The following is a 16,590-nucleotide window of genomic DNA, read 5'->3' on the forward strand; positions in this document are numbered from 1 at the left end:
CCTCGACCCTGGCGCTGGGCCGGCTGATCCGCCGCGACGCCGAGGGGCTGGAACGGCAGATCCACCGCACCCTGCTCACCGCGCTGCTGGACCGCTCCCGGCCGGTGGACGAGGTGGCCCTGCGGGCCCGGGCGCTGGGGCTGGTGCTGGAGCGTCGCCACCTGATCGGGGTGGTGGTCCGGCACCGGGCCGACGACCCGGCGGGGGAGCACGGCCCGGCCGGTGAGTCCGGCGGTGATCCCGGTCCGGCCCGGCTGCGGGATCTCGCCGAGGCGGTGGGTCAGGCGCTGCGCGAGGCCAATCTGACCGGGCTGACCAGCGCCGTCGACGACCAGGCGGTCGGCGTGCTGCTGGCCCTGCCGGACGCGGCGGCGGAGGAACGGGCGCTGGCCGCGTTCGCCGCCGCGCTGCGCCGGGCCCGCCCCGAGCCCCGGGCACCCGGCGGGCTGATCATCGCGGCCGGGTCCGGGGTGGGCGGCCTGCGCGAGGCGGGACGGTCGCTGATCGAGGCCCGCCAGGTCGCCGAGGCGGCCCGGCGGGACCGGCGGGACCTGCCGATCTTCCGGCTGCCGCACGTCGGGCTGGCCGGGCTGCTGCACCTGCTGCGCGACGAGCCGCGCCTACAGACGTTCGTCGAGCGGGAGCTGGGGCCCCTGCTGGCGTACGACGCCCGGCATCCACGTGAGCAACTGCTCGGCACCCTGCGGGCGTACCTGGAACAGGGCCGGAACAAGTCGGCGGCGGCCGCCGAGGCGCACCTGTCCCGGCCGGCCTTCTACGAGCGGCTGGCCCGCATCGGCCGGATCCTCGACGTCGACCTCGACTCGGTCGACGCCTGCCTCTCCCTCCACGTCGCCCTCCTAGCCCTAGACGCCATCCGCACCCCCTGACAGCCCCGCCGCACGGGCGGCTCCACCCTGATCTCCACCCTCTGATGGTGTCGGTTCAACCGGGTGCGTTCGTAGCGTGCTGGGCATGGAGGAGCGGAACATCGGATCCCGGGTCGACCGTCGCGGCACCGTCGTGCGGGCTGCGAACTATCTGCTGGCCGGAGACGAGAAGGGCAGCCGGAGCACCCGGCTGGCCGGCGCCGTCATCGGCCGGGTGATCGAGAAGGAGGGCGGAAGGGTGACCGGCCGGGTGGTAGTCGCCGTACTGGTGGTGCTCGGCGTGGTGGGGCTCGCGTTCGTCGCCTACCGTCTGCTGGTGCTGGACCTGATCCTGACCCTGGTACGGGAACGCAGTTGACCTTGGGTGAGCGGCTGCGGCGGGTGACCCGCCGGGGCGTACGGCTGCTGCGGGCCGACGACCCGGAGACCGGCTGGCTGGTACGGATCGTGCTCAGCGCGCTGCTGGTCTGGGCGCTGCTGTACCTGACCCCGGCGGGTACCGGCGTACGGCCGGTACTCGCCGCCGGTCTCGCCTGCTGGGCCGTCTTCCTGGTCGCCGACCGTCGGTGGCCCCGGCTCGCCCGAGGGGGCCTGGCCCTCGCGGCACTGTTGCCGGCCACCGTCGCGGGCGTGCCGGACAACGCCTCGGCGCTGATCTACCTCTACGGGGCGCTGTTCACCTTCGTGCTGCTGCCCCGGATGCCGCTGCGGGCCATCCTGGCTCTGACCGGTGGGGTCGTCGCGGTCCTGCTGACCGGTCTCTGGCTCGCCGGGCGCGGGCCGACCGCGATGTTGACCCAGCCCGCTCTGATCGTGATCCTGGTGCTGTTCAGCCTGCACCGCCGGGAGTACCGGCTGCGAGCCGAGCAGACCGCGCTGCTGCTGGAGCAGACCTCGCGCACGCAACAGGCCCAGGCGCGGGCGGCGGCGCTGGACGAGCGGACCCGGATCGCCCGCGAACTGCACGACGTGCTGGCCCACTCGTTGGGCGCGCTCGGCGTGCAGTTGGAGGTCGCCGAGGCCCAACTGACCGAGCAGGGCGACGTGGCGGGGGCCGCCGAACGGATTCGCCGGGCCCGGCGGCTGGCCAGTGACGGCCTGGTCGAGGCCCGCTCGGCGGTGGCCGCCCTGCGTACCGACGTGCCGCCGCTGCCGCGTGCGCTCGGCGACCTCGTCGCCGGCCACCGGGCCGACCACGCGGCAACGGTCACCCTGCGCACCGAGGGCAAGCCGCGTGGCCTGCCGTCCGGGGCGGAGGTGTCGCTGCTGCGTACCGCCCGCGAGGCGCTGACCAACGCGGCCCGGCATGCGCCCGCTGCACCGGTCACCGTGGCCCTCGACTATCGCCGGGCGGCGGTCCGGCTGACCGTGGACAACCCGGCCCCGGACCTGCCAGAAAGCCGGCCGGACCTGGTCGGGAGCGGGCCGGGGCCGACCGGGAGCCGGCCGGGCGCGGGCGGGCACGGGCTGACCGGGGCGCGGGAACGGATCGCGCTCGTCGGTGGCACCCTGGAGGCGGGCGTCGTCGACGGCGCGTGGCGGGTCACGGCGGAGGTGCCAGCATGACCGACGAGCCGCTGCGGGTGCTGGTCGTCGACGACCAGCAGCTCGTTCGGGAGGGGCTGGCCGCGCTGCTGGAACTCACCGACGGGGTGACCGTCGTCGGGGCGGCCGGCGACGGCGCGCAGGCGCTCGACCTCATCGCCGAACGGCAGCCGGACGTGGTCCTGATGGACCTGCGGATGCCCGTACTCGACGGGGTCGCCGCGACCGCCCAGGTCCGGGACCGGTTCCCGGATGTCGCGGTGGTGGTGCTGACCACGTACGCCGACGACGAGTCGATCGCCGGTGCGCTCGCGGCCGGGGCGCGCGGCTACCTGACCAAGGACGCCGGGCGGGCCGAGATCGGCATGGCGCTGCGGGCGGCGGTCAGTGGCCACTCCCTGTTCGACCCAGTGGTCTCCGCCCGGCTCGCCGACGCGATGAGTCGGCCGACGCAGCCACCGTCGCGGGACCGGTTTCCGGACGGGCTGACCCAGCGCGAGGCCGAGGTGCTCGGGCAACTCGCCCTGGGCCGGACCAACGCCGAGATCGCGGCGGCCCTGTTCGTCGCCGAGACGACGATCAAGACCCACACCAACAACGCGTTCGCGAAGATCGGCGCGCGGAACCGCACCGAGGCCGCCGCGTACGCGATCCGGCACCGGCTCGGCTGACCGCCGACGAGCCGGCGCTACGTGGTGAGGGAGTGCAGGGCCTTGGTGTAGGTGGGCGGGACGTAGTTGGGGCCGCCGCCGGGGGTGAAGGCGTCGGAGGTGGCGGCCGTGGACCAGGCGGTGTCGGGGACGGCCTCGACCAGGGCGCGGACGACCGGAGTGTCCCGCCAGTCGGGCTGCTCGGCGAGCAGGCTGAGCGCCACCACCGACTCCTCCACCTCGCCGACGCACTCGAACGGCTTGTGCCCGTCCACGCCGAGCAGCTCCCGGTAGCCGGGGATCTGCGTCTCGTCGGCGAGCAGGTCACCGCCGAAGATGTGGGTGATCCGCTCGCGGGACATGAACGGGGCCAGGGCCAGGAAGACGAACCGGCACTTGGGGCAGTCGCGGCACCACCGCTCGCTGGCGTCGCGGAGCTTGAACGCCGCGTTGCAGCTGGTCACCACGTCGTCGTAGCGGTCGATGGTGGCGAACAGCCGGGCGATGTGCAGCTCCGACAGGGGGCGCAGCAGCGAGAAGTACGGCTCGGTCAGCCCGGCGTGCTCGGCGAGGGCGGCCCGCAGCAGCCCCTCGGCCTCCACCCCCTTGGACCACTGGTGGTTGATCTCGTGACCGTTCCAGATCAGGTTCGGGTCGGACGCCGAGCGCTCGTTGGACATCACCACCGGGCCCAGCCCGTGCAGCACGGCGGTGGCGACCGCGATCAGCGAGTTGATCGCGGTGACCGGGATGTGTCCGTTGCGGGCGCCGGCCGCGTTCAGCTCGAACAGCACCGGGTCGATGCGCCGTCGGGCGGCGAGCGGGGTGAGCCCGGACGCCTCGTTCACCGCGTTGATCACATGGTTCGGGTTGACCGAGAAGGGCACCGGGTCGAGCCCGGCCCGGCGCAGCGCCTCCAGGCTGACGATCGAGTCCTTGCCGCCGCCGACCGCCGACAACGGGCGCCGGTCGGAGTTGTCGTACTCGCCGGCGGCCTTCACCCGCCCGGCCGGAACCTGAGGGGTCAGCTCCAGCACGTACGGCAGCTGGTTGCGGTACGCGTACTCGGCCAGGCCCTTGGTGTAGACGGCCGTGACGAACCCGGCGGCGGCCGGGCCGAGCGGTGCCGGCAGCACCAACTGCCCCGGCGCGGCGGTCTTGTAGTAGCTGACCCCGGCCACGACGTGCAGCAGTTCCAGCACCCGGCCGAGGGCCGACACGGCGGCGTCCGAGGGTGGCTCCTCGGGCACCGGCAGCGTGATCACCTCGGTGAATCTCTGCTCGCCGTCGGGCCCGGTCAGGGCGTAGTCGAACAACACCTCCCCGGTGGAGAGGTCGATCGAGTAGGACGGGAAGGTGAAGGCGTCCATCCGCCGGAGCTGCGTATTGGGCACACGCCATACTAGGCCCTGGTTCGTCCGGCCGTGCCCGGCTCCGCCGGACCGTGCCCGTGCCCTGCCGTCGCCGAACCGGAGGAGAACCCGTGCGCCTGTCTGACCTGCGCGGACGTACCGTCGCCGTCTGGGGGGCCGGCCGGGAGGGGCGGGCCGCGGTGATCGCCATCGCCGCCCACGGCCCGGCGGACCTGGTCGCCGTCGACGACAGCGCCAACTTCCTCTCGCTGCCCTGGGACGGGCCGCTGGCGGAGGCCGCCCCGCTGGTCACCGGCGAGGAGGGCTTCGCCCGGCTGGCCGCCGCCGACGTGGTGGTCCGCTCGCCGGGCGTGCCGCAGACCCATCCGTGGCTGGTGGAGCTGCGCCGCCGGGGCGCCACGGTCACCCAGGGCACCTCGCTGTGGATGGCCGACCACGGCGATCGCACCGTCGGGGTGACCGGCAGCAAGGGCAAGAGCACCACGTCGAGCCTGATCAGCCACCTGCTGGCCGCGGTGGACCGGCCGAACGTCTTCGGCGGCAACATCGGCGTGCCGACGCTGGACCTGCCGGAGGCGGAGCTGTACGTGCTGGAGCTGTCCAGCTACCAGTGCAGCGACCTGACCGACTCGCCCCGGGTCGCGGTGGTCACCGCGCTGTTTCCCGAGCACCTGGACGCGCACGGCGGTGAGCGGGAGTACTACCGGGACAAGCTCAACCTGCTGGCGTACGGGCCACGCACCGTGGTCGTCAACGGCGCGGACCCGCGGCTGGCGTTCGAGCTGGGCGACCGCGCGGCGGTCCGCGCCGGCACCGCCGACTCGGTGAACGTGGCCGCCGGGCCGGACGGTACGCCCTGGTTCCACCGGGTCGACCAGCCGCTGTTCCCACGGGCGGTGCTGCCGCTGGTCGGCCGGCACAACGAGGGCAACCTCTGCGTGGCGCTGGCCGTGCTCGACGCGCTCGGCGTGGACCTGGTCGACCGCAAGGACACCCTGGCGGTGGCGGTTGCCGAGTTCCAGGGGCTGGCCCACCGGCTGACCGAGATCGCCGATCCGTCGGGTCTGACCTTCGTCGACGACACCCTGGCGACCAGCCCGTACGCGGCCATGCACGCCATCGACGCGTACGACGGGCGGCCGTTGACCGTGATCGTCGGCGGCAACGACCGGGGCGTCGACTACAGCCCGCTGCGTGATCACCTGGCCGAGCGGGAACTCACCGTGATCGGCATCCCGGACAGCGGCCCCCGCATCATCGAGGCGCTCGACGGGTTGCCGAAGGTGCGTACCGAACTGGTCGAGGACCTCGCCGACGCGGTGCGGCTGGCCCGTCAGGTCACCCCGGCCGGCGGGGTGGTGCTGCTCTCCCCGGCCGCACCGAGCTACGGCCGGTTCCGCAACTTCGAACACCGCTCCGAGGTCTTCGCCGAGGCCGTCCGCGCCACCGCTCAGCGGTAGTCCGCACCGGCGCGCCACCTGCCGTTCACCTTCGCGCCGACCTCCGTTCACGACTCGGACATTCGGGGAGATATGACCCGGGGTCAGGTCTGTCGGGCGCAGTTGGTTCGGCTAGCCTGGCCCGGTCGTCGCCCAACCCCTCGGAAGTGGTGCCGTGAAGGACCAGGCGTGGATCGCCAACCCCGTCAGGTGTCGCACGGCGCCTCGGCTTAGCGTCGTCGTCCCCTTCTACAACGTCGCCGACTACCTCAAGGACTGCCTGGAGTCGCTGGCCCGGCAGACCTTCCGGGACTTCGAGGCGATCCTCGTCGACGACGGGTCCCGCGACCAGAGCGCGCGGATCGCTCGGGCGTTCTGCGAGCGCGACCCCCGGTTCCGGATCGTCACCCAGGAGAACCAGGGCCTCGGCCCGGCCCGCAACACCGGCGTGCGGCACAGCGAGGGCGAGTACCTCACCTTCGTGGACAGCGACGACCTGGTCGCGCCGCACGCCTACGAGGCGATGGTGCGTTCCCTGGACGAGACCGGCTCGTCGCTGGTCGGCGGCAACGCGCGCCGGTTCAACAACACCTCCGGCGTACGGTTGGCGTATCTGCACCGCAGCATCTTCACCAAGGATCGGCCGGCCACCCACATCCTGGAGTACCCGGCCCTGGCCCTGGACCGGATGGTGTGGAACAAGGTCTACCGGCGCTCGTTCTGGGACGAGTTCAAGCTGGAGTTCCCGCCGATCCGCTACGAGGACTACCCGGTCACGCTCAAGGCGCACCTGGACGCGGTGACCGTCGACTGCCTCGCCGCCCCGGTGTATTTCTGGCGGGAGCGGGAGTCCGGCGAGTCGATCACGCAGCAGAAGTTCCAGTACGGCAACCTCGCCGACCGGATCACCTCGGCCGAGATGGTGCTGGACCTGGTCGACGCGCGCGCCCCCGAGTTGCGCGACCGGGTGCACCGGCACTTCACCGAGATCGACCTGGCCACCGTGGTACAGGCGTTCGCCACCGCTGAGGAGCACGAGCGGCAGCCGCTGGTCGAGCTGGGGCAGCGGCTGACCCACCGGCTGGACCCACGGGTACTCGCCGGCACGTCCTCGTACGACCGGTTGCAGTACCGCGCCCTGGAGGCCGGCGACGTCGATCTGCTGCGCCGGTTGGCGGAGTTCCGGGCCGAGGGCGGCCTGACCGGTGGTGCCCGGGCCCGCCGGCACGGCCTGCTGCCCTGGCGCTACGAGAACGACTACCCGGCCGCCGCCAGCGCCTCGACGATGCCCCGCCAGCTCTACCGGCTGCCCCGCAAGGAACTCGACCTGCACACCACGGTCGCCCAGTACCGCTGGGACGACGACGCGCTGGTGATCCGGGGCAGCGCCGAGATCCGGCACCTGCCAACCGGCGACAACTCGGCGTTGCGGCTGACGCTGGTGCACGGCAACCATCGGGTCACGTTGCCGGTCGAGCGCTTCACCACCCGAGACTCGCACCGCGAGCAGGCGCTGGTCGGCTTCGAGACGCGGGTTCCGCGGGCCGCGCTCGCGGCGCTGCCGGCCAACGTGCCGGGCGTCACGATCCGGGTCGACCTGCGGGTCGGCATGCTGCGCCGCAGCGGCAAGCTGCGTCATCCCCTGCCCGGCAACGCGCAGAACGCCACCGGTTCCTGGGTCACCGACGACACCTGGATCCAGCCGGGCACCACCGGCACGGGCGAGATCATCCTGCGCAGGATGCTCCGGCCGGTGGAGCTGACCGGCGCCACCGTCGACGACGGCGAGGTGGTCTTCGCCGGCCGGATACCCGCCACGCTCGACGGCGCGCACCTGCGACTGACCCGCTCCTCGGGGACGGTCCGGGTGCCCGTGCAGACCCAACCCGAGGGCGAGCGGGTGCGCTTCACCGCCCGCCTGCCGCTGCCGGAACTGATCGACACGACTAGCCCGGACGACCCGTTCACCCTGCGCACGGTCCGGGTACCGAGCATCGACGCCGGCCAGGGCACCAAACTGCTGCTCGCCACCGGTCTGGCTGCCCCGGTCTCGGTGGTGCACAAGGACCGGGTGGTCACCATCACCCGCTCCGTCGGCCAGTACGTCAACATCTTCGAGGGGCCGATGCGGCTGCGGGCCGACGAGGTCCAGGCGGTGGGTGACCGCCTCATGGTCCGGGGCCGGCTCTGGGACGACGCCGACCCGGGCGTCATCGTCTGGCGGCGCTTCGTCGACGAGGCCGACCACCACGTGGACGTGCCCTGCCCGGTCCGCCGGGTGGACGGCGGGTGGTCGGCCGAGGTCGACCTGACCGACCTGCTGATTGGACAGGCGGCGCGGCAGCCGGGCAGCGACCTGCTGGCGGACTGGACCCTGTGGGTGCTGCCGCCGGGCGACGAGACGCCGTACGCCCTGGCCGCGGACCCGTTCCTGATCGCCCGGCTCCCTGTCGACGTGGACCTCGGCGAACGCGCGGTCAGCCTGCGACCCCGCGCCGGCCGCCTGCACCTCGAGGTACGGTGATCATGCATCATCACAACCACTACTACGGCCAGACCCACATCCTCGCCCGGCACTGCGGGCTGGACGACGAGTTCCCACCGCGGCTGCGTGGCTACCTGCAGCACGGCTGGAACGTCGGCTGTGGTTGGAACCCGGTGCACGAGTTCTTCGACGGTGCGTGGCGGTACGTCTGGAGCGACGCGCCCCGCCGGCGCGGCCATTCCCTGGGCCGCCGCAACTACCACGTGATCGGCGCCCCCTGGCTCTACCTCATGGACCTCGAACCCGAACTGGGCGCGGTGCCCGAGGAGAAGCGCGAGGGCACCCTGTGGTTCCTCTTCCACGGCTGGGAGGGCGGCAAGATCCAGGGGGACCACGCCCGCCTGATCGACGAGATCCGGGAGACCGAACCCGGGCCGGTGACGTTCAGTCTCTACTACACCGAGTACGACCGCCCCGAGGTCCGCGGCTTCTACGAGCGGGCCGGCTTCGAGGTGATCAGTTTCGGCCGGCGTGGCTGGAACTACGAGGGCACCGACCGGCGCTTCCTCTACAAGCAACTGGCGGCGTTCCGCCGGCACAAGCGGGTCGCCGCCAACCGGCTGTCCACCGCCGTCTTCTACGGGATCGCCGCCGGTTGCGAGCCGGCCGTCTACGGCGACCCGATGGTGATGGAGGGCGAGAATCCGCTGTTCGGCGGCGTCGCCCGGGTGGCCCGGCTCTGGCCGGAGATGCACGGCAAGAACATCGACCTCGCCACCGCGCGGGACATCGCCGACCAGGAACTGGGCCGCGCGTGGCTGGCGTCGCCCGCCGAGCTGCGCATGCTCTTCGATTGGAACGAACGTGACTGACAACGGCTCGATCAGCGTCGAGGTCGTCCGGGGCGAGATGCAGCCGTGGACCGACTGGTCGGGCGGCCGGGCGCCGGCCGGTGGACCGGTGCTCACCGCCCTGCTCGCCGACCTGCTGCCAAGCTCGTCGCGGGCGCTGGTGGTCGGCCCGCACGGCAGCGACGTCGTCGACGCGGTCGCCGCCCGCAGCGCGCACACCACCGTGCTGGTGCGTTCGGTGAGCGACGCGGAGGCGCTGCGCGCGGCGACGCCCAGCGCCGGCGTCACGATCGTCGCCGGCTCACTCGACGGATTCGTCGACCGCCTCGGCGAGGGCGACGCGTTCGACCTGGTGCTCGCCGCCGACGGCGTGGACCGGGTGATGAGCACCGACTCGTCCCAGCAGGACTGGCAGCGCCGGGCGACGGCGCTGGCCCGTACCGCCGCGGCCGGCGCGGTGGTCCTCGTCGCGGTGTGGAACGACTTCGCGCTGACCGAGCTGTTCGACCGGCGTCCCGCGCACCAGCGGCACGGCGACGACGAGTGGTGGCCGCTGCACGACGACCCGAGCCGGCCCACCTCCCCGGCCCAGGTGCGGGCGGCCCTCGCCGGGCTGGGCCTCGACGTGTCCACGCTCTACTCGGTGATCGACGTGGCGGGCGAGGCGCACACCCTGATCGAGGCCGACGCCGCCGCCGGCACCCGGCCGGGCCACCCGGCGGCGCGACTGGCCGTACGCGCCGTCGACGCCGCAGCGGCCGACGCGCCACTGCTCGCACCGCTGGCCGAGAGCGTCGACGCGGCGGCCCGCGCCGGCCAGCTCGGGGCCGTGACGCCGGGCTGGCTCGCGGTGTGCGGGCCGGTGGCCGCGCGCACCGTCTACGCCCGGAGCGCGGCACCGTCCTCGGTGCTCACCGCCAACCTGCACGACGGCCGCTGGCAGCTCACGGACCGCACCGGCGACAACCGCGGGTCGGGCGACCTGATCGCCGTGGCCGGAACCGCCGAGGTGCCGGACACCGAGTCGGTGGAGCGGCTGCTGCTGCGGGCCGCTGCCGCCGAGGATGTCCCGGAGTTCCGCCGGATCGCCGGCCGGCTGGGCGACTGGGCGCGTAAGCACGCCGCCGCCGACAGCCTCGGTGTCGTCCGGCTGGACGACACCGGCGTCGACGGTGACACCTTCGCCAGCGGCGTGCTGGCCTGGCGGACCGCCGTGGACAGCAGCGCCGTGGAGCTGCTGTCGGCCGCCTGGCACCGCTTCCACGACCGGCTGGTCGGAGGCCACCACCGGCACCCGTGGCCGCCGTGGATGACCGAGCAGGACCTGGTCCGCACCTGGCTGGGCATGAGCGGCGAGGAACCGACCACCGGGGTCCTCGCCCAGGGCCGGCAGCTCGCCGACCAGGTCGCCGCCGTGGCCGATGTCCGCCGCACCGATGCCGGGCAGGATCTGCGTACGTCGATCGCCGACGCGGACGCCGCGAAGACCCGCGCGGCGGAACTGGCCGGGCACGTCTTCGGCCTGGAGCGCACCCTGAAGTTCCGCGACCAGCAGCTGAAGGTACGGGAGAACCGGCTGCGGGCACTGCGTACCGAGTTGCGCAACATCAAGGGTTCCCGGGCCGCGCAGGTGGCCGAGGTGATCCGCAAGGTGGCCGTCATCCGGGATCCGAAGCGGGTCGCCCGGGCGGTCAAGCGTCGCCTGCCCGGCCGCTGACCCGCCTCGCCTCCACCGCCCTACCGCCGGTCTCGCCTGCGGCGCCGCCCGCCGGGTCCGGGGGTTCAGACGCAGGGCCACAGGGGTCGGAGGTCAGCCCGTGAGCAGCCGGCGCAGACCGGTCAGCGTTGCCAGTAGCGGATCACTGGGTATCGTCACGGACCGGCCGGTCAATGCGGCCAGCCGGGCAGCGACGCCCGGAGTCGCCGCACCTCCGCCGGTGATGAGAAGTCGTCGTCGCCCTGTCCCGGCTCCGGGCACGTCCATCCGGCGCACACACGCGGCGATCGCCACGAGCTGGTCGACCGGGTTGCCCTCTCCCACGCGTTCCGCAGCGGCGACACTGCGGTCGACGATGCGAGCCACCTCCGTGCGCCCGAAGCCGATGTCCACGGCGATCACGTCCTCCCGTCCCGGGTCCGGCCGGCACGCCAACGCGGCGGCCAGCGGCTCCTCCACTGCGGTGACACGTCCGCCGACAGCCCGGCGGACCACAGCGACCAGCATGTTCTTCTGCCGCAGCGTTGCGGTGGCCGGTACGCCGACAAGCACCGGCGCGGCGGTATCGTCCAGCTGCCCGACGCCGGTTACCAGCATGCGCAGCAGGTGCATGCAGCCGAAGAAGTCGTGCACCAGACCGTCGCGTACCGGCCAGAGCGGCGTGGCACCGCGGGTGATCGTCGCGTCGAGCGCGGCTCGGCCCACGACGTGTCGGCCGTCAGGACGCGGCACGATGACCGCCGGTTCACTGATCACCGTCGCGGTGGCCGGCGACCACAGCCGGACCGTCGAGGTGCCCACATCCAGGGCGAGGCAATGCCGCACACCTGTGCGGGCGTACGCGCCGGCAGCCAGCACGCTCACCACCTCCCCGCCGGGGTGAGGGAGACAGAACGCGGGCCCCGCACCACGCCGCAGGCGGCGCAGACGGGGACGACCGTACCGAGATTGACCAGAGAGGTCAGCATGGTGCTCCCAGAAGAGGGCGGCATCAGCAGCGACGCCGCACAGCGGACGGCTTCAGGCGGCGACGGCCTGCCCAGGCGGAGCCCGATCCGCCGACGTCCGCGCCGCGGGCTCGGCGCGACCGTCGTCGTGGGCCCGGGCTGTGCTCAGCGGCGGTGCTGGCACGGAACACAGAAGCAGGCCCAGGGCAGGATCTCCAGGCGGGCCGTCGGGATCTCGCCGCCGCAGCCCTCGCAGACGCCGTAGGTGCCCTCGGACATGCGCCGCAGGGCCTGCGCGGTGTCGGCGACGCCCTGCCGGGCGGCCTCGATCAGCTGGCGCAGGGTGTCCGGGTCGTGTCCGCCGTGGTCGCGCTGCCGGGAGTGCAGCGTCAACTCGGTGAGCTGTTCGGCGTGCTCCTGGAACTGGCGTTCCAGCGAAACGCGCAGGGTCTCGGTGCGGTCGTCCAGGGTGTGCGTCATCGTCGGTGCCTCCTCAGCAGGAAGGGGTCGGGGTTCAGGTGCCGGCGGGGTGCCGGCTCGCCGCCGTGGCGGCCAGGCTGGCACCGGTCAGCGCGGCGGTCCTGGGCGATGCGGCGCAGTGCACGGCGGCGCCCACGGCGGCGGCCAGCCGGGTGGTCAGGTCGGGTCGGGTGGCGCCGTCCCCGACGACGATCACCCCACGGGCCAGGGCTGCCGTGGCCAGGGGCCGTACCGCCGGTTCGCGGCGCAGCTCACGGACCAGCCGGGCGACGGTGTCGGCGAGCATCGCGACGGTCACCACGCTGCTCAGGTCGCGGGTGCCGACCTCGGCGCGCCGGGCGGCGACCACCCGGCCGTTTTCCAGGACGGCCACCTCGCTGAGCTGCGCGCCGACGTCGGCGAGCAGAAGGGTGCCGGCGGCGGCCCCGGCACCGATGGCGCCGGCGCGGACTGTGTCGACGAACAGCAGACGGGACGGTGCGAGCACGGCGGTGAGCACCTGGCGCGTCGCATCCTGGTCGGCCCGGGTGGCGAGCACCGGACGGCAGGCCACCACCAGCGCCCCCACCGGCACCGGAAGGCGATGGTCGCGCAGCAGCCGTCGCACCTCGGCGACGCAGGCGGCACCGTCGACGATCCGGCCGCGCCGCATCAACGGCCTCCGCAGCCCTTCGCCGAACGGGACGCTCAGCATCCCGCCCTGCCCCAGCCAGATCCGCAACTGCGCGCTGCCGAGGTCCACGGCGATCGGTTCGGAATCGACCGTCATCGCCGGGCGGCGGGTGTGGGACCGGCCGGCGAGAACGCTTGTGCGCTGCGCGGGGTGGACGGGCGTGACGTGGACGGGCATACCGATCTCTTTCACCATGGGATACGACGGTCCCGCCGCGGTTCGGGCGGGACGACGCGGCAGGTTGGCGAGGACGCCGGGCACGAGGCGCGGGCGGACCGTCAGGTCACGGCGCAGGGCGGCGCCGGCATGACCGGGTCGGGGGACAAGCGACGGGCAGGGGTGGCGAAGCCGCCGGCGTACGGGTCGTCATCACCGCCTCCTCGCTGCTCGGGTACGCGTCGGATCTCCAGCGTCGGCCGAAAACACGCGACTGACATTGCGTGCCGTCGGCCAACAACCACCCGCCTGATTGCCGGTCGCCGGAGAGCGCGACCGCTCAGCGTTCGACAGACATGACCGTTGGTGACGGCCCGGGCGGTGGTGTCGGCCCACCCGCGGCGGTCCACGCCAGGCCCGGGGGCGGTTCACCGGGCGGGCTATGGTTGGCCGCATGCGGAACCGACAGCACCCGACCGGCGTCGAGCGGCAGCTCGCGCTGTCGATGCTGGTCGTGCTGGCGGTGGTCGTCGCGGCGATTCGGGCCGGTCGCGGGCTGGGCATGTGCATCGTGGTCCGGCTGAACCGCGCCGTTGCGGGCTGCGTGCCCGCCTGGTCGGCCGACCGGGCCCCGCCCGGCGTGCCGATCCCCGTCCGACCGTCTACCGCGCTGCCCTGACGTCGGCCTGCTCCGGCCGGCCGTCAGCAGCCGTCCCGCCTGGAGCACCCCTATGAAGATTGAGCGCGAGAGCCTGCCCGGCATCGGGGTACGGCACACTTTCGCCACGGCTCACGGCCGCCGGATCGGCATCGTCGAGTACCACGGTGGTGGCCGCCGGGATGTCGTGCATGACGACCCGGACGACCCCGACCGGATGGTCAGCCTGACCCTGACCCGCACCGAGGCGATCGCACTGGCCACCCTGCTCGCCTGCCCGGAACTGGCCGCCGGCGCAGCCTGACCAGCTACACCGGCGGCCCCGGCAGCGGCTGGCGCGGCCAGTCCAGCGCCCGGGCGCCGAGCACGGCGGCGTGCAGGGTGAACCGGTCGCGCGGGTCGGCGGGGTCGTAGCCGCTCAAGGTCCGGACCCGGTCCAGCCGGTAGGTGACCGTCCGGACCGACACGTGCAGCCGGCGGGCCGCCTCGGTGGCGACCTCGCCGCACGCGAAGTACGCGTCCAGCGTGTCCAGCAGCGGCTCGGCTCCGCCGCGGGTCCGGCCCAGCGGGACCAACGCCGCCTGCACGAGGTCCACCATGGCCGGCTGATCCCGCAGTAGGACCCGGTAGATGAGCAGGTCGTGGGCGTCGATGACAGCGGCGTCGGCGTGCAGCCGCTGCGCCATGGTCAGCGCCTCGCGGGCCTCCTCGTAGGAGCGGGCGATGCCGTACAGGCCGGGATGGGGGCGACCCACCGCCACCTGCCACGGCCGGCCCCGCGCCATCCGGTCCAGCTCGGCGTGCACCAGCCGGCCCAGGTCCCCCACCCACGCGCCCTCGCCCGAGCCCCGGTCGGGCGTCACGATGTCCGCCGGGGCGATCACGACGAGCAGCCCCTCCTTCGTGGCCACCAGCACGTCGCGGTCGCCCAACCGGTCGAAGATGACCCGCTCCAGAGCGCTGATCGCCGCGTCGGTGTCCGGCAGCCGCCGGCTCGGCGACGCGAGCACCACCTGGTGCACCCGCGCCAGGTCCAGCCCGAACGGCTCGGTCCGCTCCACCAGGCCACCCAGGTCGGAGTCACCCCGCAGCAGGTCGTCGACCAGTTCCCGGCGCAGCGCCTCCTCTCGGCGGACCAGCTCCCGGCGGGCCACCGCGTACCCCTCGGCGAGGGTGGCCACGGCCGTGTCGACGACGTGGAGCACGGCATCCGCCGCCGCCCGTACCGCCTCGCTGTCGGTGGAACGCACCAGGTGCGGCAGCTGTTGCCAGAGCCGCCGGGCCGCGGAGAGGTAGAGCCGGACGGCCCGTCCCGCGGACACCCCCTGCTCGGCGGCGCGCCGGCCCAGGACCCCCACCGCGTCGAGTTCACCGCGTCGAGGCCGGCGACCGGTCGTCGCCGCGTCGGCCAGCAGCCGCAGGTAGTCGCCGAGCAGCTCCACCGGTACCCCGCCGGCGTCGACGCTGGCCGCGCGGGCGACCTCAGCCAGCCACGCGTCGTCGTAGCGGGCTCCGGACGGGCCCGCTCGGCCGACGCTCCCGGTCATCGCGGGTACCTCCTGGGCGCGGGGCCGGCGCCAACCGCCGACCCGGTCCGGCCAGCGTATGGCGGCGACGTACGGTCACGGCCGGCCGGGAGCGCGGTTGTTACTCGTCCGCGTGACCGGGTGCTCCCGGCGGCCGGTGGTGATGCCCGCGAGGGTGGTGTGCAGGTTGCGCATGGAGCGGATGGCCGAGCGGATCTCCTGGAGGTAGCGGCCGGGGGTGAGGGTGGGCTCCGGCAGCCGGGTCACGTCGGGCAGTGCGGGGTCGACGCCGACCGTGTCGATCTCGCAGCCGTACGGCACGGCGAGGGTGCGCAGCGCGTCGCAGTGCTGGAACGGCACGTAGATCGGCGCGGTGACCAGCAGGACCGGCTCGCCCGGGGCGAGCCGGGCGTGTCCGGCCCAGAACCGCTGGGTGTCGGCGGTGTGCGCCCGGCGGCGTTCGGGTTCGCTCGACGGCGCGGCCAGCACCCGCACCGGCGGGGTGCCGTCGGGGCGGTAGGTCCGCGACGACCAGGAGTGGTGCGGGTGGCCGGCGTCCAGGCCGTCGTCGTCATCCGGCACGGTTACCCCGAACGTGCGGCGCACCGCCGCGTCCAGCGCCTCCACCTCGGTCTCGCCGCCGGACACGCCGGCGTCGGCGAGGGTACGCAGTTCCGCCTCGGACAGCGGCCGGTAACTGCCCAGCACCGCCACCTCGCCGGTGACCTCGACGGTGCTGAGCAGGTGTGCCGCGTACGCCACCCGGCGCAGGCAGGCGTGGGCCAGGCCGCCCAGCACCACCAGGTGCGCGTACCGGGTGCGGGCCGGCGGCTGCGGCCGGACCAGGCCGAGCGTGCTCGCGGCGGCGCGGACCTGGGCGGCGGTGGCCGGGTCGAGGTCGGGTTCCCGGGCCTCGGGCCGCTCCCGGCCGGCCCGGAAGTCCCAGTGCCGGGCGGAGAACTCGTCCAGCCCGGCGAGCACCGCGGCGAGGTCACCGCCCGGCCACCGACCCCCGAAGCGCGCCACCAGTTCCCGCAGCGGGGCGCTGCCGACCCAGTCCGCGATGCCGTCGGTGATCATCGTGCCGGTTGTGCTGCCGGGGCTGCCCGGCGCGGTGTGCGGCAGCGGCACGATCGCGCCCGCACGGCCGGGTGACGTGGCGTTCGGCGATGGCCCGGCGGGGCCGGGTGACGTCGCGTT

Annotated in this window: 16 protein-coding genes; 10 read left to right on the forward strand and 6 right to left on the reverse strand. The window is 73.8% G+C overall.

Translation table 11 applies throughout. The annotated features are described in order from the left end of the window. The 4 genes from C1I95_RS22795 to C1I95_RS22810 form a co-directional block, all read left to right on the forward strand. Positions 1-890, forward strand: an 890-nt coding sequence (locus tag C1I95_RS22795) for a PucR family transcriptional regulator (protein WP_199523864.1), incomplete at its 5' end; no start/stop codon positions are given. Positions 891-975: 85 nt separating this feature from the next. Continuing rightward, entirely contained in the window at positions 976-1,248 is a 273-nt protein-coding gene (locus C1I95_RS22800) for a hypothetical protein (RefSeq protein WP_111216453.1), read from the forward strand. Then, complete coding sequence (locus C1I95_RS22805) at positions 1,245-2,456, forward strand: sensor histidine kinase (RefSeq protein ID WP_146605795.1); 1,212 nt, start codon at positions 1,245-1,247, stop codon at positions 2,454-2,456. Before C1I95_RS22800 ends, C1I95_RS22805 begins: the two co-directional genes overlap by 4 nt. Further along, positions 2,453-3,106, forward strand: a complete 654-nt coding sequence (locus C1I95_RS22810; protein WP_111216456.1) for a response regulator — start codon at positions 2,453-2,455, stop codon at positions 3,104-3,106. Before C1I95_RS22805 ends, C1I95_RS22810 begins: the two co-directional genes overlap by 4 nt. Positions 3,107-3,123: 17 nt before the next feature. Here the strand turns inward: C1I95_RS22810 and C1I95_RS22815 are convergent, their stop codons facing one another. Further along, positions 3,124-4,479 carry a MurL-like N-terminal domain-containing gene (locus tag C1I95_RS22815; RefSeq protein WP_111216459.1) on the reverse strand — a complete coding sequence of 452 codons (1,356 nt, stop codon included), beginning with the start codon at positions 4,477-4,479 and terminating at the stop codon, positions 3,124-3,126. Between the two features lie 89 nt (positions 4,480-4,568). Between C1I95_RS22815 and murD the strand changes: the two genes are divergently transcribed. From murD to C1I95_RS22835, 4 genes are all read left to right on the forward strand, one after another. After that, complete coding sequence (murD, locus tag C1I95_RS22820; RefSeq protein WP_111216461.1) at positions 4,569-5,918, forward strand: UDP-N-acetylmuramoyl-L-alanine--D-glutamate ligase; 1,350 nt, start codon at positions 4,569-4,571, stop codon at positions 5,916-5,918. Between the two features lie 154 nt (positions 5,919-6,072). Beyond that, positions 6,073-8,421, forward strand: coding sequence for a glycosyltransferase family 2 protein (locus tag C1I95_RS22825; protein WP_111216463.1), 2,349 nt, complete (start codon positions 6,073-6,075; stop codon positions 8,419-8,421). Between the two features lie 2 nt (positions 8,422-8,423). Then, entirely contained in the window at positions 8,424-9,254 is an 831-nt protein-coding gene (locus tag C1I95_RS22830) for a hypothetical protein (protein WP_111216478.1), read from the forward strand. Next, a complete protein-coding gene (locus C1I95_RS22835; protein ID WP_111216465.1) occupies positions 9,247-10,950 on the forward strand; it encodes an NmrA family NAD(P)-binding protein in 1,704 nt (567 codons plus the stop codon). The genes C1I95_RS22830 and C1I95_RS22835 overlap by 8 nt, the downstream gene beginning before the upstream one ends. A 93-nt stretch (positions 10,951-11,043) precedes the next feature. Here C1I95_RS22835 and C1I95_RS22840 read toward each other — a convergent pair whose 3' ends face one another. The 3 genes from C1I95_RS22840 to C1I95_RS22850 all read right to left on the reverse strand — a co-directional run bounded on the left by C1I95_RS22840 (position 11,044) and on the right by C1I95_RS22850 (position 13,227). Further along, positions 11,044-11,808 carry a rod shape-determining protein gene (locus C1I95_RS22840; protein WP_158566449.1) on the reverse strand — a complete coding sequence of 255 codons (765 nt, stop codon included), beginning with the start codon at positions 11,806-11,808 and terminating at the stop codon, positions 11,044-11,046. A gap of 254 nt (positions 11,809-12,062) precedes the next feature. Beyond that, positions 12,063-12,377 (reverse strand): TraR/DksA family transcriptional regulator, encoded by a 315-nt coding sequence (locus C1I95_RS22845; RefSeq protein WP_111216469.1) that lies wholly within the window; start codon positions 12,375-12,377, stop codon positions 12,063-12,065. 34 nt (positions 12,378-12,411) lie between these two features. After that, on the reverse strand, positions 12,412-13,227 hold the full coding sequence (locus C1I95_RS22850; protein WP_111216480.1) for a rod shape-determining protein: 816 nt from the start codon (positions 13,225-13,227) through the stop codon (positions 12,412-12,414). Between the two features lie 433 nt (positions 13,228-13,660). Here C1I95_RS22850 and C1I95_RS22855 point away from each other — a divergent pair, with 433 nt between their 5' ends. Together C1I95_RS22855 and C1I95_RS22860 are read left to right on the forward strand one after the other, a co-directional pair. Further along, the gene (locus tag C1I95_RS22855) at positions 13,661-13,885 is read left to right on the forward strand and encodes a hypothetical protein (protein WP_111216471.1); all 225 of its coding nucleotides are present in this window, start codon (positions 13,661-13,663) and stop codon (positions 13,883-13,885) included. Between the two features lie 52 nt (positions 13,886-13,937). Beyond that, on the forward strand, positions 13,938-14,168 hold the full coding sequence (locus C1I95_RS22860) for a cation:proton antiporter regulatory subunit (protein ID WP_111216474.1): 231 nt from the start codon (positions 13,938-13,940) through the stop codon (positions 14,166-14,168). A gap of 4 nt (positions 14,169-14,172) precedes the next feature. Here the strand turns inward: C1I95_RS22860 and C1I95_RS22865 are convergent, their stop codons facing one another. Next, complete coding sequence (locus C1I95_RS22865; protein WP_111216476.1) at positions 14,173-15,411, reverse strand: PucR family transcriptional regulator; 1,239 nt, start codon at positions 15,409-15,411, stop codon at positions 14,173-14,175. 75 nt (positions 15,412-15,486) lie between these two features. Continuing rightward, positions 15,487-16,521 carry a hypothetical protein gene (locus C1I95_RS22870; protein WP_499877988.1) on the reverse strand — a complete coding sequence of 345 codons (1,035 nt, stop codon included), beginning with the start codon at positions 16,519-16,521 and terminating at the stop codon, positions 15,487-15,489. Positions 16,522-16,590 lie beyond the last annotated feature (69 nt).

The sequence above is a fragment of the Micromonospora craterilacus genome, from assembly GCF_003236315.1.
GTDB classification, from domain to species: domain Bacteria; phylum Actinomycetota; class Actinomycetes; order Mycobacteriales; family Micromonosporaceae; genus Micromonospora; species Micromonospora craterilacus.